Raw genomic sequence first — 25754 nt, 5'->3', positions numbered from 1 at the left:
CGAAGGACCCTAGGGTCTGGTCCGTGTACGTCACGATGATCGCCCTCGCCGCCCTCTGGGGCGCCGCCGTGGGGCTGCTCGTGCCGCGTGCCGCGTACCGGCTCTCGGTGGACCCCGAGGAGCCGTGGCGGGACCGCTGCCCCGCCGGGCACGCGCTCGTGGGGCCCGCGCGCGGCTGGCTCGGCGGTCCTGGGCGGCGGGACTGCGCGACGACCGGGAGCCCGCTCACCGCCCCGCTGCTCACCGCCCTCGCCTGCGCCGCGCTCGCCGCCGCCACCGGCGGGCCCCGGCCCGAGCTGGCGGTCTGGCTGCTGGGCGTGCCCTTCGCCGTCCTCCTCGCCAGTGTCGACGCGCGCGTGCACCGGCTTCCGGACGGGCTCACCCTGCCGCTCGCCGCCGCCGTGCCGCTGCTCCTCGCGGGCGCCGAGCTCCTGCCGTACGACGCGGGGTCCTGGCTCCACGCGGTGCTCGGCGCGCTCGCGCTCGGCGGCGCCTATCTGGTGCTCTTCCTGGTCAACCCGAGCGGTCTCGGCTTCGGGGACGTCAAGCTGGCGGTGCCGCTGGGCGCGGCCCTGGGCTGGTACGGCTGGGGTGTGCTCTTCGCCGGGGCCTTCGCGGGTTTCCTGCTGGGCGCGGTGTACGGCCTCGGTCTCGTGCTGCTGCGGCGGGCCGGCCGCTCCTCGGCGATCCCCTTCGGCCCGTTCATGCTCGCGGGCGGGCTGCTCGGACTGCTCCTCGGCGCGTTCACGGCCCTTCCCTGAACCCGCGCCTCCGGGCCGCTCCGGGTTCGGCCCCGGCCCGGCGCCGTCAACCGCGCCCCGTCCGGCCGGTCCCTCTTCGGAGGGACGGAAGTCCGCCGCCACGCCGGGGCGCAAACCCGCCACAGGCCCCCGCAGCCCTTGTCCCGACTGGGATCCGGCGAATTGGGCGAGGTCGGTTCGGCGTACCTGGCGCGCGAGACGACTAACGAAGGGTTATGGTGGAAACCCCCCCTCGGGCCGGTCCGTATCCCCCCCACGGACCGGCCCGTTTTTTCTTTCCCGCGGTCCCGCGGGCCCCGCCCCGCGGTTCCGCCGGGCCCGCCCCGGCCGATGCCGGGGCCCACCCCACAGGACTCGCCCCGGATCCCCTCGGGGCCTGCCCCCGGTCACTCCGGAGGCGTCAGCCCCGGCCGGCCCAGATGTTCGTACCCTCGGTGTCCACGGCGAACGAGTCGATCTCCACGAGCTCCTCCGCGGTCAGCGGCGCGGCCGCGAGGGCCGCCACGTTCTCCTCCAGCTGGGCGACGCTGGACGCGCCGATCAGCGCCGAGGTCATCCGCTCGTCGCGCAGCACCCACGACAGCGCCAGCTGCGCCAGGGACTGTCCGCGCCGGCCCGCGATGTCCGCGAGACCGCGAAGGCGCCGCAGCACCTCGTCGGAGAGCAGGTTCGGGTCGAGGGACTTGCCCTGGGTGGCCCGCGAGCCCTCCGGGATGCCCTTCAGGTACTTGTTGGTGAGCAGCCCCTGTGCCAGCGGCACGAAGGAGATGCAGCCCATGCCGGCTTCCTCGAGGGTGTCGAGGAGGCCGTCGTCCTCGGTCCAGCGGTTGATCATCGAGTACGAGGGCTGGTGGATGAGCGCCGGGACGCCCATCTCCCGGAGGATCCGCGCGGCCTCGGCGGTCTGCTCGCTGTTGTACGAGGAGACACCGACGTACAGCGCCTTGCCCTGCTGGACGGCGGAGGCCAGGGCCCCCATCGTCTCCTCCAGCGGGGTGTGCGGGTCGAAGCGGTGCGAGTAGAAGATGTCGACGTAGTCGAGGCCCATCCGCTTCAGGGAGGCGTCGAGCGAGGACATCAGGTACTTGCGGGAGCCCCACTCGCCGTACGGGCCGGGGTGCATCTCGTAGCCGGCCTTGGTGGAGACGATCAGCTCGTCCCGGTAGGGCGCGAAGTCCTGGGCGAAGAGCTTGCCGAAGTTCAGCTCGGCGGAGCCGGGCGGCGGTCCGTAGTTGTTGGCCAGGTCGAAGTGGGTCACACCGAGGTCGAAGGCGCGGCGCAGGATCGCGCGCTGGTTGTCGAGCGCGCGGTCGTCGCCGAAGTTGTGCCAGAGGCCGAGGGAGATCGCGGGGAGCTTGAGGCCGCTGCGACCCGAGCGGCGGTACTCCATGGTGTCGTAACGGTCCGCGGAGGCGCGGTACACGGGGGAATCAGTCACGTATCTCTGCTTATCACGGACTTGTGACAGTCCCGGGCTGGGAGCCCGTCGCCCGTGCGCAGTAGTGTGGCGGCTTGCGGACCGCCGCGGTACGGCGGACCTGCCGCTGCATGGAGAGGTAAAGAACAGTGAACCTGCGCGACCTGGTGTACGGGCTCTACGCACGCCGGGTGGAAGGCCGCCTCGACCACGCCCAGGTGCCCAAGCACATCGGGGTCATCCTCGACGGGAACCGTCGCTGGGCCAAGGCGTCCGGCGGGACTCCCGAGCAGGGGCACAAGGCGGGCGCGGACAAGATCCAGGAGCTGCTCGGCTGGTGCGCCGAGACCGACGTCGAGGTCGTCACGCTCTGGATGCTCTCCACGGACAACCTGAACCGCCCCGAGGAGCAGCTGGTCCCGCTGCTCGGCATCATCGAGAACGCCGTGCGTGCGCTGGCCGCCGACGGCCGCTGGCGGGTCAACCACGTCGGCACCATGGACCTGCTGCCCGCCCGCACGCAGTCCGTGCTCAAGGAGGCCGAGCAGGCCACCCACGCCAACACGGGGATACTCGTGAACGTGGCCGTGGGCTACGGCGGCCGGCAGGAGATCGCGGACGCGGTCCGCTCGCTGCTCCTGGAGCACGCGGAGCGGGGGACGAGCTTCGAGGAGCTCGCCGAGATCGTCGACGTCGAGCACATCTCGGAGCACCTCTACACGCGCGGTCAGCCCGACCCGGACCTGGTGATCCGCACCAGCGGCGAGCAGCGGCTGTCCGGATTCATGCTGTGGCAGAGCGCCCATTCCGAGTACTACTTCTGTGAAGTGCACTGGCCGGCCTTTCGCAAGGTCGACTTCCTGCGGGCGCTGCGCGACTACGCCGCCCGGCACCGGCGTTACGGAACCTGAGCCCCCCCCGGGGGTGCCCCGGAGCGCCCCGGAGAGCCGGTCGGAACCGATCACCTCGTGTTCATGAACACGTCGTCATATGCCATGGCATGGTCGGCCCTGTTCGAGGGCATATCCCTGGTGAAGTGAGCGGCACGGAGACCGCCACCCGGGAGGCCCCTTGCACCAGGACGACCGTGCGGGACGCGCACGGGAGAAGCGGAGGGCCGTGGTTCGGCCCGCGCATGGCGGCCTGAGCCCGGTCCCATTCCGCAGCGACACCGGTTCCGTCGCACCCCGACCTCACAGGGGTCTTCCGAGGGGGTCTGTCCTTCCGTGGTGACAAGCACGAAGCGCCGCCTTTCCGACCGGCGCACCTATGTTCTCGACACCAGCGTCCTGCTGGCCGACCCCAACGCCGTGTCCCGCTTCGAGGAGCACGAGGTAGTGCTCCCGATCGTCGTGGTCACGGAGCTGGAGGCCAAGCGGCACCATCCCGAACTCGGGTACTTCGCCCGGCAGGCCCTGCGCCTCCTGGACGACTTCCGGGTCCGGTACGGACGCCTCGACGCCCCGCTCCCCGTCGGGGACCTGGGCGGCACCCTGCGTGTCGAGCTCAACCATTCGGACCCCGGCATCCTGCCCGCCGGCTACAGGTTGGGGGACAACGACTCACGGATCCTGGCGGTCGCGCGCAACCTCCAGGCGGAGGGGTACGACGTCACGGTCGTCTCCAAGGACCTGCCGCTGCGCATCAAGGCCTCCTCGGTCGGACTCCTCGCCGAGGAGTACCGCGCCGAGCTGGCCATCACGGACGCCAACGGCTGGACCGGGATGTCCGAGCTGGCGCTCTCCGGCGAGCAGGTGGACCTGCTCTTCGAGCAGGAGTCGCTGTACGTGCCGGAGGCCGCCGGGCTTCCGGTCCACACCGGCCTGGTGCTCCAGTCCGAGCGCGGCAAGGCGCTCGGCAGGGTCACCGCCGAGGGGAACGTACGGCTGGTCCGCGGCGACCGGGAGGCCTTCGGGCTCCGCGGCCGCAGCGCCGAGCAGCGGATCGCGCTCGATCTGCTCCTCGACCCGGACGTCGGCATCATCTCCATGGGCGGCCGGGCCGGCACCGGCAAGTCCGCGCTCGCGCTCTGCGCGGGCCTGGAGGCGGTCCTGGAGCGCCGTCAGCACCAGAAGGTGATGGTCTTCCGTCCGCTGTACGCGGTCGGCGGCCAGGAGCTCGGCTACCTGCCGGGCAGCGAGTCCGAGAAGATGAGCCCCTGGGCGCAGGCGGTCTTCGACACGCTGTCCTCGGTCGCGAGCCGCGAGGTGATCGAGGAGGTGCTCGGCCGCGGGATGCTGGAGGTCCTGCCGCTCACCCACATCCGGGGCCGCTCGCTCCACGACGCGTTCGTCATCGTGGACGAGGCCCAGTCCCTGGAGCGGAACGTCCTGTTGACCGTTCTGTCCCGTATCGGAACGAATTCGCGGGTCGTTCTGACCCATGATGTCGCCCAGCGGGACAACCTCCGGGTCGGCCGGTACGACGGAGTCGTCGCCGTGGTCGAGAAACTGAAGGGGCATCCGCTCTTCGCCCACATGACCCTCACCCGCTCCGAGCGTTCGCAGATCGCGGCGCTCGTGACGGAGATGCTGGAGGACGGTCAGATCTGACCCGTTTCGTACGCGTCCGTGCGTGTACGGAAGTTGGCGCCGCCCGGCAGAGCGAAGGAGCTTAGCCGGGCGGCGCCTCCATGTCCCCTCCAACTCCGAAAACACCTGCCCCTGCAGAGGTGTGAGCTTTCACACGCATCGGAGAATTGCCTTGCGGTGTGGCTGTCCGGCAAAGTCTTGCTTCCGTCAGGCCCCGCATACGGCACCCGTGCACCCTCAGGCGCACAAGCACCACACAACTCAACAGTCGTCCGCCGTATGCCGCCCACAGCACCACGGGCCCGTGTCTTCTGTGACCCCGTACGTCGGAGACCAGCGCCAGGGGCACGATTTCGCCCGCGTGGTCACCTGTGCGGGCGTGCTGGAAGGAAACCGTGTGAGCCGGATCTCGGTCCGGGGATTCGCGGTGGCTTCGGCCACTGCGGTCACCACCGTCGGCGCCGTCATGGGCGTTGCGTCAGGTAATGCCGCTCAGTCCTCGGACGACAACTTCGAGGCCACCGCGGCCGACACGACGCTGCTCGCGGACATTCCCGTGGGCGAGCAGGCCCAGGTACAGGTCTCGTCCCTCTCGGAGCAGGCCGATGTCCAGGCCGCCGCTGCCGACTCGGTCGCGAAGAAGTCCGCCGAGGAATCGGCTCGTCTTCGCGCGGCCAAGGACGCCGAGGCCAAGAAGGAGGCGGCCGACAAGGCGGCCAAGGCCGAGAAGGAGCGCAAGGAGGCGGAGGCCGAGCGCGCCAGCCGCTCCGCGGTCCGTGACGCCTCGTCCTTCAGCGCGAAGGGCTCGTACTCCGTCGCCGAGGTCAAGGCGATGGCTCGCCAGATGGTCCCGGCCTCGCAGTTCCAGTGCTTCAGCAACATCGTGAACCACGAGTCCACCTGGAACTACCTGGCGGTCAACCAGTCTTCGGGCGCCTACGGCCTCGTCCAGGCCCTCCCGGGGAGCAAGATGTCCTCGGCCGGCGCCGACTGGCAGACCAACCCGGCCACCCAGATCAAGTGGGGCCTCAACTACATGGACAGCCGCTACGGCAGCCCGTGTGGTGCCTGGTCGTTCTGGCAGGCCAACCGCTGGTACTAGTACGGCGTGCTCAACCTTCAAGAGCCCCTCACCGTCCTACGGTGAGGGGCTTCTTGCGTGTAGTTTCGAAGGTCCGCGGTCTCCGGGGGAGCCGGTGGGGAAGAGCGAGCGGGGGATAAGGGAAGCGATGTCCAGAGTGCCAGGGTGGCTGGGCCGGCTGGGTGAGAGCCTGAGCCGCATAGGCGAACGCCTCGACGAGCGCAGGGCCGAGGCGGAGCGCGAGGAGCAGGTCCTCACGCCCTACGAGGGCCCCGGGGAGCGTCCGGCCGACGGGCCGCGCCGGGACACGGCCGCGCCCGCGCCGCCCGAGGTGGACCCGGACACCGCCGCCCCCCTCCCGGAGGCGGACGCCGTCGCGGCCGCAGATCCCGGCCGCTCCGTCCCCGCGCCCCCCTCGTACGCACCGGCCGTCGCCGCCCGCCCGGACCCCGTCGCCGCGATCCCCTGGGGCATGCGCGTCGCCGCCGAGGCGAGCTGGCGCCTGCTCGTCTTCGCCGGCACGGTCTGGGTGCTGATGAAGGTGATCAGCTCCGTCCAGCTGGTCGTCCTCGCCTTCGTCGCCGCGCTCCTCGTCACCGCACTGCTCCAGCCCACCGTGGCGCTGCTGCGCAGGAAGGGTCTGCCCCGCGGACTCGCCACCGCCGTCACCGCCGTCTCCGGCTTCGTCGTGATGGGTCTGGTCGGCTGGTTCGTGGTCTGGCAGGTCATGGACAACATCGACACCCTGTCGGACCGGGTCAAGGACGGCATCGAGGAGCTCAAGCGCTGGCTGCTCGACAGCCCGTTCCATGTGACCGAGCAGCAGATCAACGACATCGCCAAGAACCTCAGCGACACCATCGGCGCCAACGCCGAGCAGATCACCTCCGCCGGACTCCAGGGCGTGACCGTGGTCGTCGAGGCGATGACCGGCATCCTGCTCGCCATGTTCTCCACGCTCTTCCTGCTCTACGACGGGAAGCAGGTCTGGGAGTGGACGCTCAAGCTGGTCCCCGCCCAGGCCCGGCCGGGCGTCGCCGGCGCGGGGCCGCGCGCCTGGCGCACCCTCACCGCCTATGTGCGGGGCACGGTGCTGGTCGCCCTCATCGACGCCGTCTTCATCGGCCTCGGCCTCTGGTTCCTCGATGTGCCGATGGCGGTGCCGCTGGCCGTCTTCATCTTCCTGTTCGCCTTCATCCCGCTCGTCGGCGCCGTCGTCTCCGGCGCCCTCGCGGTCGTCGTCGCGCTCGTGACCAACGGGCCCTTCACCGCCCTCATGGTGCTGGTCGTCGTCCTCGCCGTACAGCAGATCGAGGGCCATGTCCTCCAGCCCTTCATCCTGGGCCGTGCCGTACGGGTCCACCCGCTCGCCGTCGTCCTCGCGGTCGCGGCCGGTGGTCTGACCGCCGGCATCGGCGGCGCCGTGGTCGCGGTCCCGCTGGTCGCCGTGGTCAACACGGTCGTCGGCTACCTGCGCGCGTACAGCACGGAACAGGCGCTGCGCAGCGCGCCGGAGCCGCGCGGGGCGACCGCGTTCGAGGTGGCGCCGACCCCGGCCCCGGGCTCGGCGGACGCCAAGGCCGTCACCGTGGACGCCAGGGCGGGCTCGTGATATCCGAGCCGGAGCTCGAGGGCGGGGTGCTGTACGAGCCCGCCGAGGTGCTCTCGGAGGAGCGGGGTCCCCGCCCGCCCCGCGCCCGCCGCCCCTGGCTGTGGGCGCTCGGCGGCGCGGTGGTGGCATCGGCGGTGTGGGCCGGCGGGCTGTACGCGTACGGGCAGCGGGAGGAGCCGGGTCCGGACCTCGGCGGGTACGCGACCGTGGCCGAGCAGGAACTCTGCAAGCTCGCGAAGTTCAGGGCGCTGGGCGGGATCCTGGGCGAGCGGAACGTGGACGGATACGGAGCCGTCCTGGACGAGACGGCGATCGGCGAGGCCTCCTGCTCGGCCGCCTTCGGCCCGCAGGACGCCACTCAGACGGTCGACGTGACGTACACGCTGCACAAGGTGATCGACCCCGCTCACGAGTTCGAGGCAAGGGCCCGGCAGTCCGGCCTCCTGCGGAAGATCGACGGCATCGGCGAGCAGGCCTGGTTCGACGACGTCGGCGGGCAGGGCGGGGCGCTCTGGGTCCTCGACGGCCAGGCCGAGCTCCAGTTCCATCTGTACTGGCAGGTTCCCTTCGACGAGAGCGGGAATCCGGTCAAGGGAGCCGTCGAGCAGCCCGACCTCTCCGGGATCGACGTCCCGATGGCCCAGGACGCGCTCGCCCTCATGGCGGCGCTCAAGAAGTGACGGGCCGGCCGTGACGAAAGGGCCCCGGGGCGTGCGCCCCGGGGCCCTTCTCGTACCGTGTCGTGCTACTCGGCGGAGGCGAGAACCGCTTCCGCGTCGAGGGTGACGCCGACCGCCTGGATCACCGCGGCGATCTTCACGGCCTCCTGGATCGTGGCGCGGTCGACACCGGCCTGGCGCAGGACCTGCTCGTGCGAGTCCAGGCACTGGCCGCAGCCGTTGATCGCGGAGACGGCCAGCGACCACAGCTCGAAGTCGACCTTCTCGACGCCCGGGTTGCCGATGACGTTCATCCGCAGACCGGCGCGCATCGTCCCGTACTCGGGGTCCGACAGCAGGTGCCGGGTCCGGTAGAAGACGTTGTTCATCGCCATGATCGCGGCGGCGGACTTGGCCGCCTGGTACGCCTCGGGCTTCAGGTTGGCCTGCGCCTCGGGCTCCAGCTCCTTGAGGACCTTCGGCGAGCGCGAGGCGATCGCGCAGGCCAGGACGGTGCCCCAGAGCTGCTGCTGGGGCAGCTCGCTGTTGCCGATGACCGAACCGAGGTTCAGCTTCAGGTCCTTGGCGAAGTCCGGTATGGCGGACTTCAGTTCGTCGAGAGCCATCTCAGATCACTCGCCCGACAGGAGCGCGGCGGCGTCGAGGGTGCCCTCGCCCTTGTTCCAGTTGCACGGGCACAGCTCGTCGGTCTGCAGGGCGTCGAGCACCCGCAGGACCTCCTTGGGGTTACGGCCGACGGAGCCGGCGGTCACCATGGTGAACTGGATCTCGTTGTTCGGGTCCACGATGAAGACGGCACGCTGGGCGAAGCCGTCCGCGCCCTTGACGCCGCAGTCGCTCATGAGCTCGTGCTTGGAGTCGGCCAGCATCGGGAAGGGCAGGTCACGCAGGTCGGCGTGGTCCTTGCGCCAGGCGTGGTGCACGAACTCGGAGTCGCCGGAGACGCCGAGGATCTGGGCGTCGCGGTCCGCGAACTCGTCGTTCAGCTTGCCGAACGCGGCGATCTCGGTGGGGCAGACGAAGGTGAAGTCCTTCGGCCAGAAGAACACCACGCGCCACTTGCCCTCGTAGGCCTTGTGGTCGATCTGCTCGAACTCCTTGCCGCTCTCCAGCGACACGCAGGCGGTCAGGTCGTAGGTGGGGAACTTGTCACCGACAGTGAGCACGCGCTCTCCTTGCAAGGGGGAAGGGTCCCTTTTGGGGTCTTCCGTGGGGGTTGGACGTGTTCACAGCATGGCACGGAGTGCATTGATCAGTGAAATAGCTAGAGTGGGTCGGGTTGATCGAAGGTGGTTATCAGTGGCATCCCCGTACAGCCCCGCGCACGGCCCGAACCGAGGCAAGCAGCCGAGCCTCTCCCAGCTCAGAGCCTTCGTGGCGGTCGCCGAGCATCTGCACTTCCGCGATGCGGCGGCCTCCATCGGCATGAGCCAGCCCGCCCTCTCGGGCGCGGTTTCGGCACTCGAAGAGGCACTCGGTGCACAGCTCCTTGAGCGTACGACGAGAAAGGTGCTGCTCTCGCCCGCGGGGGAGCGGCTGGCGGTGCGCGCGCGGGCCGTCCTCGACGCGGTCTCGGAGCTGATGGAGGAGGCGGAGGCGGTCCGGGCCCCCTTCACCGGCGTCCTGCGGCTCGGTGTGATCCCGACCGTCGCCCCGTACCTGCTGCCGACGGTCCTGCGCCTGGTCCACCGGCGCTACCCGGACCTCGATCTCCAGGTCCACGAGGAGCAGACCTCCTCGCTCCTGGAGGGGCTCACGGCCGGACGGCTCGACCTGCTGCTCCTCGCCGTCCCGCTCGGGGTGCCCGGCGTCACCGAACTCCCCCTCTTCGACGAGGACTTCGTCCTGGTCACCCCGGAGGGGCATCCGCTGGCCGGGCGGGACGACATCCCCCGCGAGGCCCTCAGGGAGCTGCGGCTGCTGCTCCTCGACGAGGGGCACTGCCTGCGCGACCAGGCCCTCGACATCTGCCGCGAGGCCGGGCGCACGGGCGGCGCCGAGGTCACCACCACCGCGGCGGGACTCGCCACCCTGGTCCAGCTGGTGGCCGGCGGGCTCGGTGTGACGCTGCTGCCGCGTACCGCGGTCACGGTCGAGACCGCCCGCAACAACGCCCTGTGGACCGGGCGGTTCGCCGAGCGGGCCCCCGCCCGGCGGATCGCCCTCGCGATGCGGACGGGTGCCGCCCGGCACGCCGAGTTCGAGGAGCTCGCGGAGGCCCTCAGGGGCGCGATGCGGGAGCTCCCGGTACGGGTGCTGGGCGCGGGTTCCTGAAACCCCCCGGCTCCAGGAACCCGCGCCCACCCCCTTTTCGTACGTGCGAACGCCGGGTTACTCGGTGCGCAGCCCGTCCGCACGCATCAGCCGCCACAGCGGCGGCATGCTCAGCAGCGTCACCGCCGCGATCAGCGCGAGCCCGATTCCGGCGACCGGCAGGAAGACCCACCAGTCCTGGACCCCCTGCGAGGTCATCGACAGCAGGACCACCCCGAGACCGAGCCCGCCCGCCACGGCGAGACCGAGCCCCAGGAGCATCGGCACCGCCGTCTGCCACAGCACCGACCAGCCCAGGGTGGAGCGCCGGGTGCCGAAGGCGACGAGCGAGGAGAGCAGCCGCTTGCGGTCCCTCAGTTGCTCCAGGGTGGTCACCAGCAGCGAGGCCGCCACGAGCAGCATCGTCAGGGTGGAGCCCACCAGGATCCCGGTGCGGACACTGCCGAACTGGGCGTCCTGCTGGGTGTCCGCGAGGGTGCGGACCCAGGCCGTCGGATCGACGCCCGCCGCCGCGTTCCGTACGTGCTCGGCGGCGTCGGGCACGGCCGGGTCGAGCCGGACCATCGCCGTCGCGTCGGGCTCGTCGAGCCGGGCCGGGTCGATCGCCGACCGGGTGGCGAGGACCCCGTACTCGTACATGCCGGTCGGGTCCGGGCGCGAGTCCACGAGCCGGGCGTCGGCGGGGATGCGCCACTGGGGCACCGGCCCGCTCTCGCGGGCCCTCGGGTCGCTCGGATGGGGATACGGGTCGCGGAGTGCCACCGCGGCGCCCGGCCGGGCGGTCCGGGTGATCCAGGTGTCGGGCGGCGAGCCCTGCTCCCCGTGCGCGAGGAAGACGAAGACGTCGCCCTCCCGGCAGGACGGCAGCGTGGCGAACTCCGCGAGGGACGCGCAGTCGCCGACCCGGACCGAGGCCATCGGGGCGAACTCCTCGCCCTTCTTGAGGGGTCCGGGCCGCCACACGTGCGACGAGACCACGCCGATCACGTCGCTGACGCCCTCGGTGCGTTCGAAGCGGCCGATCATCGCGCGGGCGTCGTCGCCGTCCTTCGCGTGGGTGCCGATGGCGATCTGGGCGCGGGAGGAGTCCGCTCCGGTGCCCTGGGTGAAGTCGCTCTCCATCGCCTGGAAGAGCATCTGGAGCGCGATCGCCCCGGTCGCCGCGACGACGATGCCACTGACCGCGCGGGCCGCCGTCCCACTGCTCAGCTGGAGCCTGCGGACCGCGAGCTGCCAGGCCACGGGACCCGAGTGCAGCCGCTTCACCACCGCTTCCACGAGCCAGGGCAGCAGGGTGGTGAGGCCGATGAGGGCGAGTGCGACACCGATGCCGATCCGCGTGCTGTCGATCCCGCTCTGGGTCATCTCGATCCCGCCGATCACGGGGGCGAGCAGCGCGGCGCCGGCGGCCACGAACAGCAGCCGCCACCACAGCCGGCGGCGGCGCGGGGTCGCGGTCCTGACCACCCCGAGCGGTTCGATCGCCACCCCGCGCAGCGCGAAGAGGGTGACGACGACCGACGCGACCGGCACCGTGACGAGGACGAGCCCGGCGAGCGCGGGCATCGGTACGACGTCGGAGGGATAGGCGTTGACGTCCCAGATGGTGAAGGCACCGGCGAACTCGCGTGCCACCGCGAAGAGTCCGAGTCCCACCACCAGGCCGAGCAGCGCGCCCGCGAGGGACTCGCCGGCCGCGATCCGCCGGGTCGTGGCCGTGTCGGCGCCGACGAGCCGGAGCGCGGCGAGCCGCCGGTCGCGCTGCTCGCCGCCGAAGCGGACGGCGGTCGCGATGAAGACGAGCACCGGGACGAGCAGGACGACGGACGCCACGAGGACGAGGAGGATCAGGAACGCGTTCATCGGTTCCTCGGGCACCGACCAGCCGTAGCGCACACCGCGCCCGTCGAAGTTGTCGGTGGTGAGGAAGCCGACGTGGGCGACGTACCGCAGCTCGGCCGGACCGATGAGGCCGGCCTCGCCGATCGTCCCGGCGACCTTGTAGGGCAGCCGTTCCTTGAGGAGGGCGCCGTCGGGGGAGTCGAGCAGGTCGCGGAGCGCGGGGGAGACGAACATCTTGCCGCGCGCGGGGAACGCCTTCGCGCCCGGCGGGACCGGGGGCCTGTCCCCCTCGGGCCGCACGAGGAGGCCGCTGACGACATCGCCCCGGTATTCCGTGGCCCGTCCGAGGTGGAGGAAGGAGTCGGGCCGGGGGGAGGTGATCGTCTCGCTGGCGTCGACGGCGCGGAGGGATTCCCGTACCTCCCGCTGGAAGAGCATGTTGGGCAGCGCGGCGGCGAGCAGCAGCAGCGTCACCCCGAGGCCGACGCCGGTCGCGGTCAGGAGGGTGCGGAGCCGGCCGGTGCGGCCGCCGGTGACCGCGAACCGGGCGCCGAGCGCCAGGTCGCGGGCCCAGGTGCGGAGCGTCATGCCACCCACTCCGCGTCCCGTACGGCACCGTCGCGGACGACGATCTCGCGGTCCGAGTAGGCGGCGACGCGGGCCTCGTGGGTGACGAGGACGACGGCGGCGCCGGTGTCCCGGGAGGCGTCGGTGAGCAGGCGCATGACGCGTTCGCCGTTGAGGGAGTCGAGCGCGCCGGTCGGTTCGTCGGCGAAGATCACCCGCGGGGCGGTGACGAGCGCGCGGGCGACGGCGACGCGCTGGCCCTGGCCGCCGGATATCTCGCCGGGGCGCTTGGCGGCGGTGTCGTCGACCTCCAGGCGGGCCATCCACTCGATGGCCCTGGCCTCGGCGGTCTTCCGCTTCTCGCCGTTGAGGCGGAGCGGGAGGGCGACGTTCTCGACGCAGGTCAGCTCGGGGACGAGCTGGCCGAACTGGAAGACGAAGCCGAAGTCGGTACGGCGCAGGGAGCTGCGCGCGGTGTCGGAGAGCGCGGTGAGTTCGCGTCCGTCGTAGGTGATGGTGCCCGCGTCGGGGCGCACGATGCCGGCCAGGCAGTGCAGCAGGGTCGACTTGCCGGAGCCGGAGGGGCCCATGACGGCGACGACCTCGCCCGCGCGGAGCGCGAAGGAGGCGCCGGCGAGTGCCGGGGTGGGGCCGTAGGCCTTGTCGAGGCCGGTGGCCTTCAGGAGCGGTGTGTGACTCATCGGCGGATCTCCTCGGCGAGCCGGTCGAGGCGGGCGGCGGTCAGTTCCAGCCAGCGCAGGTCCGCCTCCAGATGGAAGAGGGCGTGGTCGCAGATGAGCTGGTCGGCGAGGTCGCCGTCCTTCTTGCGCCGGGTGAGCTCGCGCATCAGGCGCAGGTGCTCGGCGCGCTGGGTGTCGAGGAGGTCGGCGGCGCCGCGGCCGGTGAGCAGGGCCAGGACGACCTTGGTGTAGAGCGTGGACTGGAGGTACGGCTCCGGCTTCTCGGGCGTGGCGAGCCACTGGGCGACGTCGGTGATGCCGGCGTCGGTGATGGCGTACCGCTTCCGCTCGGGGCCGCCGCCCGCCTCGATGCCGTCGACGACCACGAGGCCGTTCTTCAGGAGCCGGGACATGGTCGAGTAGACCTGGCCGTAGTGCAGCGGCCGGTCGTGGCCGAACTTCTCGTCGAAGGCGCGCTTGAGGTCGTAGCCGTGGCGCGGGCCGGACTCCAGGAGTCCCAGGAGGGTGTGACCGATGGACATGCGTCTCACTGTACACGGGGTGTATACGCACGATGTATAGCTGCGGATCCGGGCCGGCGGGAGCCGCGCCGGACGCGACGCCAGGCAACTCCCCGAAGCGGAACGACTCCCTCGCGCAACCATCCGCCCCGTCCGAGCGTCGGTTCCTCTGGGCATGGGTGCTGATTCTCACGTCCGGAAAAGGCGTGATCGGTTGTCGTTTGTCTGCATCGTCGGTGTTAGCTGGCTAGCTGAGCCGACCCGGCGCGGGCGGGACACGGACCGAGACGCGCCGGGACACACGACGAGCGGAGCGACAGGACACATGGGCCGACCGGACAAGAGCAAGGCGAAGAAACGCGGCCTGCGCCGCTTCTTCTCCTGGAAGAAGCTCCTGGGCACCTTCTTCGTGTGCTGCCTGCTCGCCATGGGCGCCCTGTACACCGTCTACGTCATGGTCCCCGTGCCGACGGCCAACGCCGAGGCGACCATGCAGAGCAACATCTACAAGTACTCCAACGGCAAGATCCTCGCCCGCACCGGCAAGATCAACCGTGAGATCGTCGGCCTGGAGAGGATCCCCCAGCAGGTCCAGAAGGCCTTCGTCGCCGCGGAGAACAAGAGCTTCTACAAGGACAACGGCGTCGACATCAAGGGCACCACCCGCGCCGCCTGGTCCACCGTCACCGGCAAGGGCAAGCAGGGTGGTTCGACCATCACCCAGCAGTACGTCAAGAACTTCTACCTGAGCCAGGACCAGACCGCGACGCGCAAGCTCAAGGAAATGGTCATCGCCATCAAGGTCGACCGGCAGATGAGCAAGAGCGACATCCTCGCCGGGTACATGAACACCAGCTACTACGGGCGCAGCGCCTACGGCATCCAGGCCGCCGCCCGCTCGTACTACGGCGTCGACGCCACCCAGCTCACCACCGCCCAGGGCGCCTACCTCGCCTCGCTGCTCCAGGCGCCCAACCAGTACGACTGGACCTCCGCGAGCGCCACCGGCCGCAAGCTCGTCGAGGAGCGCTGGAACTACGTCCTCGACAACATGGTCGGCGAGGGCTGGCTCTCGGCCGACGAGCGCGCCGGACTGAAGTTCCCCGTCCCGCACAAGCCCAAGCCCGCCCCCGGCATGGAGGGCCAGACCGGATACATCGTCGAGGCCGCCAACCAGGAGCTGATGCGCCAGGGCCTCAGCGAGGAGGACATCAAGGCCGGCGGCTGGACGATCACCCTCAACATCGACGAGAAGCGGCAGAAGGACCTCGTCAAGGCCGTCGACCGGCAGCTGGAGGCCAAGCTCGACCGCAAGGGCGACAAGAAGGACGCCACCGTCCAGGCCGGCGCCACCTCCGTCGACCCGAAGACCGGCGCGGTCGTCGCGATGTACGGCGGCGTCGGCGCCACCGAGCACTGGATGTCCAACGCGACCCGCCGCGACTACCAGCCCGCCTCGACCTTCAAGCCGATCGTCCTCGCCTCCGCGCTCGACAACCGGACGGTCACCCAGGACGGACGGCAGATCGGCCTCGGCACGATCTACGACGGCACCAGCAAGCGCAAGGTCGTCGGCAGCGACATCCCCTTCTCGCCCGAGAACGAGGACGACCGGAGCTACGGCCCCGTCACCGTGCAGAAGGCCACCAACAGCTCCATCAACTCCGTCTACGCCCAGATGATCGTGGACGTCGGCGTCGCCAAGACCAAGAAGACCGCCCTGGACCTCGGCATGAAGGACGGCGCGGACTTCGGCCAGACCCCCGCCATGTCCCTCGGCACCATGGGCGCCTCCACCATGGACATGGCCGGCGTCTACGCCACCCTCGACAACCACGGCAAGAAGGTCACGCCGACCCTAGTGAAGGCCGCCGCGCACCGGGACCGTACGGTCTCCCCCGCCAAGGGGACCGGTGACCAGGTCATCAGCCGCGAGGCCGCCGACACCGTCACCAAGGCCATGACGGGCGTCGTGCAGAACGGTTCCGGCTTCCGCGCCGCCGGTGACTACGAGGCCGCGGGCAAGACCGGCACCTCCGAGAACAACCGTTCCGCCTGGTTCGTGGGCTACACCCCCGAACTCGTCACCGCCGTCGGACTCTTCGGCGAGGACACCAAGGGCAACCAGGTCACCCTGACCGACACCATCAACCCCGGCCGCGCCAACGGTGGCCGTACGCCGGCCCAGATATGGGGCGACTACACCAACGGCGCCCTCGACGGCGGCTCCGACGCCTCCTTCGACCTGGAGACCGGCGACTCGGCGACGTTCGCCCCGGACCCGACGCCCAGCCGGAGCACCGAGGCCCCCGAGGAGCCCACCGAGGCGCCGACGACCTCGTCCCCGGACTCGACGCCCCCGCCGGCCCCGACGGCCACCACGCCGCCGGAGCCGACGCGCGACCCGGTCACCACGCCGCCGGAGCCCACGAGCGAGCCGCCGGTCACCGACGAGCCGACCCCGCCGACGTCGATCGAGCCGCCGGACCCGGGCACCGACCCGGAGAACGCCGGCACCGGCCGCCCGCAGCGGTAGCGACACCACGAAGGCCGGACCCCACGGGGGTCCGGCCTTCGTCACGTGCGGGAGGCCCGCTCGGGGCGGCTCAGCCGGCGAACTCCTTCGCGATCCGGTCACCCAGATCCGTGTCCACGTTCCGCCAGTACTGGAGCGCGCGCTCCAGGACCGGTGCGCTCACCCCGGCCCTCAGATGGCCGGCGACGTTCGACACCAGCCGGTCGCGGGCGGCGTCGTCCAGGACCTCGCGGACCAGCGTGCCCGGCTGCCCCCAGTCGTCGTCCTCCGCGTGGAGCCGGTAGGCCTCGCGCACCAGCTCACCCGTGGCCTCCCAGCCGGCCGGATCGCCGAAGCGCCCGTAGTCGGCCGCGGGACCGCCGTAGGAGTTCGGCGCGTACGGCCGGGCCGTCGCCGAACTCTCGTACCGCATCGCTCCGTCCTTCGCGTACGAGTGGACGGGGGAGCGGGGCCGGTTCGGCGGCAGCTGCGCGTAGTTCGGGCCGATCCGGTACCGGTGGGTGTCCGGGTACGAGAACAGCCGGCCGAGGAGCATCTTGTCCGGCGACGGGCCGATGCCCGGCACCATGTTCGAGGGCTCGAAGGCGGCCTGCTCGATGTGGACGAAGAAGTCCTCGGGGTTCCTGTCCAGGGTCATCCGCCCGACCTCGGTCAGCGGGAAGTCGCCGTGCGGCCACACCTTGGTCAGGTCGAAGGGGTTGAAGCGGTAGTCCGCCGCCGCCTCGAAGGGCATCACCTGGACCTTGAGGGTCCACGAGGGGGCGTCGCCGGACCGGATCGACTCGTACAGGTCGCGGCGGTGCACGTCCGCGTCGCTACCGGCGAGCTCGTCGGCCTCCGACTGGGTGAGGAACTCGATGCCCTGGTCGGTCGTGAAGTGGTACTTCACCCAGAAACGCTCACCGGCGGCGTTGATCCACATATAGGTGTGGGAGCCGTAGCCGTTCATGTGCCGGTACGTCTTCGGGACGCCGCGGTCGCCCATCAGCCAGGTCACCTGGTGCGCGGACTCCGGGGACAGCGTCCAGAAGTCCCACTGCATGTCGTGGTCGCGCAGCCCCGTCACCGGATGGCGCTTCTGCGAGCGGATGAAGTCCTGGAACTTGATCGTGTCCCGGACGAAGAAGACCGGGGTGTTGTTGCCGACGAGATCGTAGTTTCCCTGGTCGGTGTAGAACTTCAGGGCGAAACCGCGCGGGTCCCGCCAGGTGTCGGGAGAGCCCTGCTCGCCCGCCACCGTGGAGAAACGGGCCAGCATCTCCGTCCGCGCACCCGGCTGGAAGAGCACCGCCCGGGTGAACTGACTGACGTCGTTCGTCACCTCGAAGAAGCCGTACGCTCCCGAGCCCTTGGCGTGCACCACACGCTCGGGGACCCGTTCACGGTTGAACTGGGCCATCTTCTCGATCAGATAGTGGTCCTGGAGCAGGATGGGGCCGTCGGGGCCGACCGTGAGCGAGTGTTCGTCGCTCTCGACCGGGTTCCCGGCGTTGTTCGTCGTGTAGGTCACGAGCGTCCTCCCGTCGGTGGGGGAACTGGTCAGATCGCCGCGTCCACCACAGAAGTCAACTCCGCCGACGGGAGGTCGGCAACCGCTGCCCCGCACACGCCCGCGAGGGCGGCGGCGCTCAGCTACGGGTGGCCAGCTCGAACCAGACCACCTTGCCGCCCGAGAGACGCGTCGCCCCCCACCGCCTCGCCAGCCGGTTCACCAGGAAGAGCCCGCGCCCGCCCTCGTCGGTGTCGCGCGCCCGCCGCTGCCGGGGCAGCTGCGGGGAGTCGTCGCCGACCTCGCAGCGCAGCACGTCCGTCCGCAGCAGCCGCAGGGTCACCGGCCGCTCCGCGTACCGCACCGCGTTCGTCACGACCTCGCTGATCAGCAGCTCGACCGAGTCCGTCAGCTCCTCCAGGTCCCAGCGGGCCAGCGCCCGCCGGGCGAGCCGCCGGGCCCGGCCAGGGGCCGCGTCCTCCGGTTCCAGGAACCAGTACGCCACGTCGCTCGGCGCGATCCCGTCGAAACGGGCCGCGAGCAGCGCGATGTCGTCGTCCCGGTCGCCCGGCCCCAGCATGTCCAGGATGTCGTCGCAGAGCGCCTCCAGCGGCGGCGAGTGGTCCGGACCGGTCAGCTGCGCGGTCGCCGCGAGGCGCTCCCGCAGCTGCTCGATGCCGGTCCAGACGTCCCGCAGCCGGGACTCGACCAGACCGTCCGTGTAGAGCAGCAGGGTGGCACCGGCCGGAGCGTCCAGCTCGACCGCCTCGAAGTCCACCCCGCCCACGCCGATGGGCGCGCCCGGCGGGACCCGCAGCACCTCGGCGCGGCCGCCCAGGTGGAGGAGTATCGGCGGCGGATGGCCCGCGTTGGCCACCGTGATCCGGTGCGAGACCGGGTCGTACACCGCGTACATACAGGTCGCCATCCGGTTCTCACCGAGCCGCTGCGCCTGCTCGTCCAGATGGTGCAGGACCTCCTGCGGCGGCAGGTCGAGCCCGGCCAGCGTCTGCGCGGTGGTGCGCAGCTGGCCCATGATCGCCGCCGAGGTCATCGAGTGGCCCATCACGTCGCCGACGACCAGGGCGACCCGGCTGCCGGGCAGCGGGATCGCGTCGTACCAGTCGCCGCCCACCCGGGCCGTCTCGGCCGCCGGCAGATAGCGCGAGGCGAGCTTGACGCCGGTCGGCTGGGGCAGCGAGTCCGGCAGCATCGTCCGCTGCAGCTCGTCCGCGATGTACGCCTCACGGCCGTACAGGACGGCCTTGTCGATGCCGAGCGCGGTGTGCGTGGCCAGCTGCGCCGCGACCAGCAGGTCGTTCGGCTCGAAGCCGGCCCGCTCCGGGCGGCGCAGGAACACGGCCGCGCCGATCACCCGGCGCCGGCCGCGCAGCGGGGCCAGGACCGCGCGCAGCCCGCCGGGCAGCGGATGGTCCGCGCCGAGCAGCTCGGACAGCGCGGTCTTGGCGGCGGCGGAGTCGCCGAACACCGGCCGCACCCCGCGCAGCACCTCGGCCAGCGCCCCGCCGGACCGCACCTCGCAGAGTTCGGCCGCGGGGGTCGGATCCGGGTCGGGTACGAGGACGAGTTCCTCTCCCTCCAGTTCGCTTAACCGGAGCCGGTCCGTGCGGCGCAGCCGCAGCACGAACGGCGCCACCGGGCGCTCGTCGCCCACCGGCAGCGGGTCACGGAGGTAGACCAGGATCTCGTCGGAGAAGGTCGGGACCGTCGCCCGGCACAGGCCCAGCACGATCTCGTCCAGGTCGATGCCGCGCGCGATGCGCCGGGTCGCCGCCCCGACGAAGCGCAGCCGCTCGCCCTCGCGGCGCGCGACGGGGTCACCGCCCCTGCTCCCGCCGGGATGCTGCGGGGTCACGGCCACGGCCATGGTGCCGGGGCCGCCGGGGGCCGTGGGAGGCGGCGGCGGGGGTGCGTCGGCACCGGGTGCCGTCGGGCCCGCCGGTCCGCCCGCGGTGCCGGGCACGTCGGAGGGCAGGCCGGCGGCCGCCTCCTGGCGAGGGCGCGCGCGTTCCTGCGACCGGGCAGCCAGGGGCTGCCGGCCTTCGTGGGAGGTGGGATGCTCCGTCACGCGTGGGATTCCGTCCGTCCGGGCCGGTGGTGCGATGCACTCGCTCTTCTCGCCGATGCCGCGCCTTCGGCAGGGATAAACCCCTTGTATGCAGCGGATGTGGAGGCTCTGCGGATTGCGGCACCAGCGGGGGTGGGAACACCCGGGCAGACGTCCGGCACTGCTCTCCCCCTCGTGGATGACTTCTGGTCAGGTCCTGCGCTGTGTTCGCTCGTTGACGTGCTGTCCGGCCGGTCTGACGTACTGTCCGGTCCGCCTCTGCCGTGCGGAGGACGATCCTACGTTTGAACCCCGGGGGCGCATCAAGGGTCTCACGGTGCCGTGTGCGCGGGAGTGCGGTCCCAGTCGGCCGGCAGTTCCGGCACCCGCCACGCGGGATCGGGCCGCCAGTCCTCCCAGCCGTCCGCGAACGGCGCCCCCCACTCCTTGATCCGCTCGACCGCCCGCCGCCCCGCCGCGCGTACCAGGGCGGCCTGTTCCGGGCTCATCAGGCCGGACCGCTGGGCCTGCGCGAACTCGTCCTCGTCGCGCCACAGCCAGCTGCGGTCGGGGTAGACGGAGATGTCGAGGAAATGGTCCTCGGAGTCGAAGCCGCCGGACCACCGGACCCGCGGCTCCTCCAGGTTCACGTACCAGCTGCGGAAGCGCCAGCCCCGTTCCCAGAACAGCCACACCGACCACGGCTCGCCGGGTCTCGCCAGCTTCAGGACTCCGCTGCCGGCCCACCGCGCGCGTTCCGTGGTGCGCGGGGCGGTGTAGCGAGTGGCGAGCGGCTCCTCGTGCACGGGCGTGCCGTCGGCGAGCACGGGGCGGACGCACTCCGTGCCGGGGGCCATCCAGACGGCGAGGAGATCCGGCGTGTCCTGGACGACCGTCACGGGTCGGCAGATGTGCACCTCTCCGGTGCCGTTGCCGCGATAGCGCCAGAGGATGTGATCCCCAGGCGCCCAGTGCTGGGAGCCGCCCGATCCTGTCATGCGCAGATCTTAGGGGCGCGCTCCCACGACCGCTGCGGCGGAGATCACGGATGAGTCGGCTACCGGCCGTCACTACCGGCCGGTCACTTGCGGGCGCCCCGGCGGGGGCGTCCCGGGGCGGTGCGGCGGGCGCGTCCCCGGGCCGGCCGGGGGCGCGTCCGCCGGCCGGGTCACGGGTGCGTCATGCGCAGGACGTCCAGCGCCTCGTCCAGCTGCTCGACCGTCAGGTCGCCGCGCTCCACGTAGCCGGACTCGAGCACCACCTCGCGGATGGTCTTCCGCTGGGCGAGGGACTTCTTGGCGACCTTGGCGGCCTCCTCGTAGCCGATGTACTTGTTCAGCGGGGTGACCACGGACGGCGAGGACTCGGCGTACTCGCGGGCCCGCTCGACGTTGGCGGTGATCCCGTCCACCGTGCGGTCGGCGAGCAGCCGGGAGGCGTTGGAGAGCAGCCGTACGGACTCCAGGAGGTTCTTGGCCATCACCGGCAGCATGACGTTGAGCTCGAAGTTCCCGGCCGCGCCCGCCACCGCCACCGTGGTGTCGTTTCCGGTCACCTGGGCGGCGACCATCAGGACCGCCTCGGGGATCACCGGGTTCACCTTGCCCGGCATGATCGACGAGCCGGGCTGGAGGTCGGGGAGGTTGATCTCGGCGAGGCCGGTGCGCGGTCCGCTGGCCATCCAGCGCAGATCGTTGGCGATCTTGGTGAGGGAGACGGCGACGGTACGGAGCTGCCCGGACGTCTCCACCAGGGCGTCGCGGGCGCCCTGGGCCTCGAAGTGGTCGCGGGCCTCGGTCAGCGGCAGGCCGGTCGCGCGGGCGACCTCGGCGATGACGGCCGCGGAGAAGCCGGCCGGGGTGTTGATGCCGGTGCCCACCGCCGTACCGCCGAGGGGGAGTTCGGCGAGCCGGGGGAGTGCGGAGCGCAGTCGCTCGACGCCGTACCTGACCTGCGCCGCGTAGCCGCCGAACTCCTGGCCGAGGGTGACCGGGGTGGCGTCCATCAGGTGGGTGCGGCCGGACTTCACCACCGTCGCGAATTCGGCCGATTTTCGCTCAAGGGAGGCGGCCAGATGATCGAGGGCGGGGATCAGGTCGCGGGTGACGGCGCCGGTGGCCGCGATGTGGATGGAGGAGGGGAAGACGTCGTTGGAGGACTGCGAGGCGTTCACATGGTCGTTGGGGTGGACCTCGCGCCCCTCGGGGAGCCGTTCGGTGGCGAGGGTGGCGATCACCTCGTTGGTGTTCATGTTGGACGAGGTGCCGGAGCCGGTCTGGAAGACGTCCACCGGGAAGTGCTCGTCCCAGCGGCCCTCGGCGACCTCGGCCGCGGCCGAGGCGATGGCCTCCGCGCGGTCCTTCTCGATCACTCCGAGCTCGGCGTTGACCTGGGCGGCGGCGGCCTTGATCCGGGCCAGGGCCTCGATGTGGGCGCGCTCCAGGCGCTGCCCGGAGACCGGGAAGTTCTCCACCGCCCGCTGGGTCTGGGCCCGCCATTTGGCGTGCGCGGGGACCCGCACCTCGCCCATGGAGTCGTGCTCGATCCGGTAGCCGTCCGCCTGGTCTGTGTCGTTCATGTACTCCAACCTCCCACGCCATGCCCGTCGGAGGGCGCCCCGAACCCCCCCGAAAAAGATGAGCACTTGTCTTGTTCGATGTATTCCCATCACGCGTACCGGCCAGTAAAAACCGTGGGTAACCCCACTTCCAGGAGGCGCAATGAGGCGCACCAGGTACAGACTCCGCTGGCCCGTCGCCGCCGTAGCCGCGGCCGCCGCCGCTCTCGGCACGATGACCGCGGCCGCTCCCGCCGGCGCGGCCGCCACCGGCACCGTCACCGGCACCGCGACGGTCACCGCCGCCGTACCGCTCCCGCCCGAGCTGGAGGCGGTCCGGGCCGCCGAGGCCACCAGGATCTACGGCAGCCCCGAGGAGCGCCCGCTCGCCCAGCGCAAGACCGGGCTGATCTCCCTCGGCGACAGCGAGATCTCCGGCGAGGGCGTCGGCACGTACGAGCCGCCCACCAACGGCCCCACCAACTGGTGCCACCGCTCGCCCGACGCCGCCATCCACCGCACCGGGATCCCCGCGGACCTCACGTTCAACGTGTCCTGCTCCGGCGCCTACACCGGCAACATCCGGATCGGCGGCTCGAAGCAGTACGCCGACGAGCTCGTCCAGAGCGACAACCTGGCCGTCAAGGCGCGCAACACCCGCATCAAGATGGTCCTGCTCGTCGCCGGCGCCAACGACGACCTGCAGTTCGGGCCCGTCATGACCGACTGCGTCCAGCGCTACCTGCTGCTCCAGGGCACCTGCGAGCCCAAGTACGCCCCCGGCTGGCAGTCCCGCGTCGACGCACTCGTCCCCAAGGTCGAGCAGACCGTGCGCGACCTCAAGACCGTCATGCGCGACGCCGGATACGCCGACGGCGACTACAAACTCGTCGTCATGGGCTACCCCAGCCCCATCGGCCCCGACTTCCACGACAACCCGGACTTCCCCGGCAAGCTGATCTGCGGCGGACTCGGCTACGACTCCGACACCGTCTGGGGCCGCAACACCGCCGTCCCCGCCTTCGAACGCGGGATGCGCGCCGCCGCCGCCTCCACCGGGGCCGTCTTCCTCGACAACTCGCGGCTCTTCCACGGCCACGAGGTCTGCATGGAGGACACCTGGGCCCGGGGCCTCTACATCGACCTCTCCAAGCCGGGCACCCCGGACGAGAACTCGGTGCGGCAGTCCTTCCACCCCAACGCGCGCGGGCACGCCGCCTTCGCGTCCTGCCTCACCCAGATCTACAACTCCGGCTCGCGCGAAGCCGGTTGCGCCGACGTGAACTCCTCGGGCACGCCGACCCTCTTCCCGCTGGCCTGGGACGACGCGTTCAAGCCGCTGAAGAACCAGGCGACCGGCGACTGCCTGGACGTCGAGGCGGCCTCCTCGGCCGACGAGACCGGCGTCCTCGGCTGGGACTGCCACGGCGGCCGCAACCAGGGCTGGTGGTACGACTCCACCCGTCGGACCGTCCACACCCAGCTCACCCAGGACCGCTGCCTGGACGTCCCCGCGTCCGGCTACCAGGCGGGCAGGTCCCTCATCATCTGGAACTGCCACGGCGGCGCCAACCAGAAGTTCGTCCGCGACGGCGCCACGCTCCGTCCCGCCGACGCGACGGGGCTCTGCCTCACCCAGGGCGCGGCGCGGCAGCCGATCCGGCTCCAGGCCTGCGACGGCTCGGCGAACCAGAGGTTCGCTTAGTCCGCACGCCGGTGAGGAACGCCGTGGCCCCCGTCCGGGATCGGACGGGGGCCACGGCCGTGCCCGGTGCGCCTGCGGCCTCGGAGCGTCGGAGCGGGGTCAGAGCGCCTTGAGCGTGGTCCGGGCCAGCTCGTAGGCGGGGATCATCGCCCGGTGCTCCGCGGTGTCCAGCCCGCCGAGGTGCACGATCACCGTCCCCTTCGGGGTCGCGACGGCGAAGGCACGCTCCTCCTTCGACTCCTCCATCAGTGTGTCGTAGACGGTGTACGTCACCTCGGTGACGGGCCCCGCGCCGGACCCGCTCTCCTTGTACGTGACCTCGGAGGTGTTCTGCTCGGCCTTCACGAACCCTTCGAGCGCCGCCCTGGCCGGCCGCTTCCCGGCCGTCCACACCCGCAGATAGCCCACGTGACCGGCCGGCTTGGCGTCCACCTCGCAGCGAACGGTGGCCGGGCCCTGGCGGGTGAGCGCCGCGAACTCCGGGTTCTCGGGGTCCTCGATCGACTTCGGCGTCCACTTCTCCGCCAGCCCGAAAGCGACGGGCAGCGCGCAGGCCGTTCCGGGACCGCCGACGGTCAGGTGCGACGCGGCGGCCGCGGGTGCCTTCGCCGCGGGTGCCGCCGTGGGCCGTGCGCCCTGTGCGACCTCGGGCATCGGCTCGGCCCCGCCGCAGCCGGCGAGCAGCAGCCCGGCCGCCAGGGCCGCGGCGACCGGGGCCAGGGGCCGTATCGGGTGTCTCATGGGCGTCAGCGTAATGGCGGGCCCGAGGTCCACCGGACGGGCGTACCCGGGTCCGGCGTCGCACAATGTGAAGCAGGTCCGAAGATCCCCGGGGGGCTCCCCGCAGGAGGCAGGACATGTTCCGTAGCTTCAGGAGGATCGGCGTGCTCGGGGTCACCGCGGTCGCGGCCGGCGCCTTCTCCGCCGTCGCCGCCGTCCCGGCATCCGCCGCCGACGGGTTCGAGTTCACGGTCTACGCCAAGGAGGTCCCCGCACAGGGCGACGAGAGCGGGCCGCCGGCCAAGGTCGGCGCCGCCTTCGCCTTCGCCGACGACCTCTACAAGTCCAAGGGCGGCGACAAGGTCGGCCGGGACGGCGTGGCCTGCACCGTCGTACGCACCGGGGACCCCGGCGACATCCTGTGCGTGGGCACCTTCGTGCTGAACGGCGGCCCCGGTGGACAGATCACGGGGCAGACCCTGCTGACAGCCGACCTGGACAACGAGGAACTCGCCGCCTTCGACATCGCCGTCACCGGCGGGACCGGTGACTTCAAGGACGCGCGCGGCACCATCCGTTCGACCCCGGACGGGGACTACTCACGGATGGAGTTCCACATCACCCGTTAGAGGGTGTCCTGCCGGTCCTGCCGGTCCTGCCGGTCCTGCCGGTCCTGTCCGGTCGGTCCTGCCGGTCGGGCCGGGCTCGCCGGC

At 71.4% G+C, this 25754-nt stretch carries 21 protein-coding genes; 10 read left to right on the top strand and 11 right to left on the bottom strand.

What is annotated here, in order from left to right; genetic code table 11:
- Positions 1-23: 23 nt before the first annotated feature.
- A complete protein-coding gene (locus ACH4MY_RS32910; RefSeq protein ID WP_398007733.1) occupies positions 24-761 on the top strand; it encodes a prepilin peptidase in 738 nt (245 codons plus the stop codon).
- Between the two features lie 400 nt (positions 762-1161).
- On the opposite strand, the gene mgrA is transcribed toward ACH4MY_RS32910, so the two are convergent.
- Positions 1162-2199 carry an L-glyceraldehyde 3-phosphate reductase gene (mgrA, locus tag ACH4MY_RS32905; protein WP_398007731.1) on the bottom strand — a complete coding sequence of 346 codons (1038 nt, stop codon included), beginning with the start codon at positions 2197-2199 and terminating at the stop codon, positions 1162-1164.
- A gap of 128 nt (positions 2200-2327) precedes the next feature.
- Here mgrA and ACH4MY_RS32900 point away from each other — a divergent pair, with 128 nt between their 5' ends.
- From ACH4MY_RS32900 to ACH4MY_RS32880, 5 genes are all read left to right on the top strand, one after another.
- Entirely contained in the window at positions 2328-3089 is a 762-nt protein-coding gene (locus tag ACH4MY_RS32900) for an isoprenyl transferase (RefSeq protein ID WP_329621406.1), read from the top strand.
- Between the two features lie 315 nt (positions 3090-3404).
- On the top strand, positions 3405-4730 hold the full coding sequence (locus tag ACH4MY_RS32895) for a PhoH family protein (protein ID WP_398007729.1): 1326 nt from the start codon (positions 3405-3407) through the stop codon (positions 4728-4730).
- 376 nt (positions 4731-5106) lie between these two features.
- Positions 5107-5811 carry a transglycosylase SLT domain-containing protein gene (locus ACH4MY_RS32890; protein WP_398007728.1) on the top strand — a complete coding sequence of 235 codons (705 nt, stop codon included), beginning with the start codon at positions 5107-5109 and terminating at the stop codon, positions 5809-5811.
- 127 nt (positions 5812-5938) lie between these two features.
- Entirely contained in the window at positions 5939-7402 is a 1464-nt protein-coding gene (locus tag ACH4MY_RS32885; RefSeq protein ID WP_398007726.1) for an AI-2E family transporter, read from the top strand.
- Positions 7399-8082 (top strand): hypothetical protein, encoded by a 684-nt coding sequence (locus tag ACH4MY_RS32880; protein WP_398007724.1) that lies wholly within the window; start codon positions 7399-7401, stop codon positions 8080-8082. Before ACH4MY_RS32885 ends, ACH4MY_RS32880 begins: the two co-directional genes overlap by 4 nt.
- Positions 8083-8147: 65 nt before the next feature.
- Here ACH4MY_RS32880 and ACH4MY_RS32875 read toward each other — a convergent pair whose 3' ends face one another.
- Together ACH4MY_RS32875 and ACH4MY_RS32870 are read right to left on the bottom strand one after the other, a co-directional pair.
- Complete coding sequence (locus tag ACH4MY_RS32875; protein WP_015035886.1) at positions 8148-8687, bottom strand: alkyl hydroperoxide reductase; 540 nt, start codon at positions 8685-8687, stop codon at positions 8148-8150.
- 6 nt (positions 8688-8693) lie between these two features.
- The gene (locus ACH4MY_RS32870) at positions 8694-9248 is read right to left on the bottom strand and encodes a peroxiredoxin (protein WP_351899544.1); all 555 of its coding nucleotides are present in this window, start codon (positions 9246-9248) and stop codon (positions 8694-8696) included.
- A 133-nt stretch (positions 9249-9381) separates the two neighbouring features.
- Here ACH4MY_RS32870 and ACH4MY_RS32865 point away from each other — a divergent pair, with 133 nt between their 5' ends.
- Positions 9382-10356: a LysR substrate-binding domain-containing protein gene (locus tag ACH4MY_RS32865; protein ID WP_398007722.1), complete on the top strand. Its 975-nt coding sequence runs from the start codon at positions 9382-9384 to the stop codon at positions 10354-10356.
- 57 nt (positions 10357-10413) lie between these two features.
- Here the strand turns inward: ACH4MY_RS32865 and ACH4MY_RS32860 are convergent, their stop codons facing one another.
- Genes ACH4MY_RS32860 through ACH4MY_RS32850 form a run of 3 tightly spaced genes read right to left on the bottom strand, consistent with a single transcriptional unit; the run spans position 10414 to position 13987 of the window.
- Positions 10414-12786: an FtsX-like permease family protein gene (locus ACH4MY_RS32860; protein WP_398007720.1), complete on the bottom strand. Its 2373-nt coding sequence runs from the start codon at positions 12784-12786 to the stop codon at positions 10414-10416.
- Positions 12783-13466 (bottom strand): ABC transporter ATP-binding protein, encoded by a 684-nt coding sequence (locus ACH4MY_RS32855; protein WP_398007718.1) that lies wholly within the window; start codon positions 13464-13466, stop codon positions 12783-12785. The genes ACH4MY_RS32860 and ACH4MY_RS32855 overlap by 4 nt, the downstream gene beginning before the upstream one ends.
- Positions 13463-13987: a PadR family transcriptional regulator gene (locus ACH4MY_RS32850; protein ID WP_189834038.1), complete on the bottom strand. Its 525-nt coding sequence runs from the start codon at positions 13985-13987 to the stop codon at positions 13463-13465. Before ACH4MY_RS32850 ends, ACH4MY_RS32855 begins: the two co-directional genes overlap by 4 nt.
- 304 nt (positions 13988-14291) lie before the next feature.
- Between ACH4MY_RS32850 and ACH4MY_RS32845 the strand changes: the two genes are divergently transcribed.
- Entirely contained in the window at positions 14292-16502 is a 2211-nt protein-coding gene (locus tag ACH4MY_RS32845; protein ID WP_398007716.1) for a transglycosylase domain-containing protein, read from the top strand.
- A gap of 70 nt (positions 16503-16572) precedes the next feature.
- On the opposite strand, the gene ACH4MY_RS32840 is transcribed toward ACH4MY_RS32845, so the two are convergent.
- From ACH4MY_RS32840 to ACH4MY_RS32825, 4 genes are all read right to left on the bottom strand, one after another.
- Entirely contained in the window at positions 16573-18012 is a 1440-nt protein-coding gene (locus ACH4MY_RS32840; protein ID WP_398007714.1) for a catalase, read from the bottom strand.
- 118 nt (positions 18013-18130) lie between these two features.
- Entirely contained in the window at positions 18131-20080 is a 1950-nt protein-coding gene (locus ACH4MY_RS32835; protein ID WP_398007712.1) for a SpoIIE family protein phosphatase, read from the bottom strand.
- A gap of 311 nt (positions 20081-20391) precedes the next feature.
- Positions 20392-21057, bottom strand: coding sequence for a DUF402 domain-containing protein (locus ACH4MY_RS32830; RefSeq protein ID WP_398007710.1), 666 nt, complete (start codon positions 21055-21057; stop codon positions 20392-20394).
- 170 nt (positions 21058-21227) lie between these two features.
- Positions 21228-22637, bottom strand: a complete 1410-nt coding sequence (locus ACH4MY_RS32825) for a class II fumarate hydratase (protein WP_398007709.1) — start codon at positions 22635-22637, stop codon at positions 21228-21230.
- 142 nt (positions 22638-22779) lie between these two features.
- Between ACH4MY_RS32825 and ACH4MY_RS32820 the strand changes: the two genes are divergently transcribed.
- Positions 22780-24321 (top strand): ricin-type beta-trefoil lectin domain protein, encoded by a 1542-nt coding sequence (locus ACH4MY_RS32820; protein ID WP_398007707.1) that lies wholly within the window; start codon positions 22780-22782, stop codon positions 24319-24321.
- 99 nt (positions 24322-24420) lie between these two features.
- On the opposite strand, the gene ACH4MY_RS32815 is transcribed toward ACH4MY_RS32820, so the two are convergent.
- Positions 24421-25062: a lipoprotein gene (locus ACH4MY_RS32815; protein ID WP_398007705.1), complete on the bottom strand. Its 642-nt coding sequence runs from the start codon at positions 25060-25062 to the stop codon at positions 24421-24423.
- A 116-nt stretch (positions 25063-25178) separates the two neighbouring features.
- On the opposite strand from ACH4MY_RS32815, the gene ACH4MY_RS32810 reads away from it, so the two are divergent.
- Positions 25179-25670 carry a hypothetical protein gene (locus ACH4MY_RS32810; protein ID WP_398007703.1) on the top strand — a complete coding sequence of 164 codons (492 nt, stop codon included), beginning with the start codon at positions 25179-25181 and terminating at the stop codon, positions 25668-25670.
- Positions 25671-25754: the final 84 nt, after the last annotated feature.

The sequence above is a fragment of the Streptomyces sp. NPDC017246 genome, assembly GCF_044331325.1.
GTDB lineage: Bacteria > Actinomycetota > Actinomycetes > Streptomycetales > Streptomycetaceae > Streptomyces.
The sequence above is the reverse complement of the archived record's forward strand: the minus strand, read 5'-3'. Positions and strand labels throughout refer to the sequence as shown.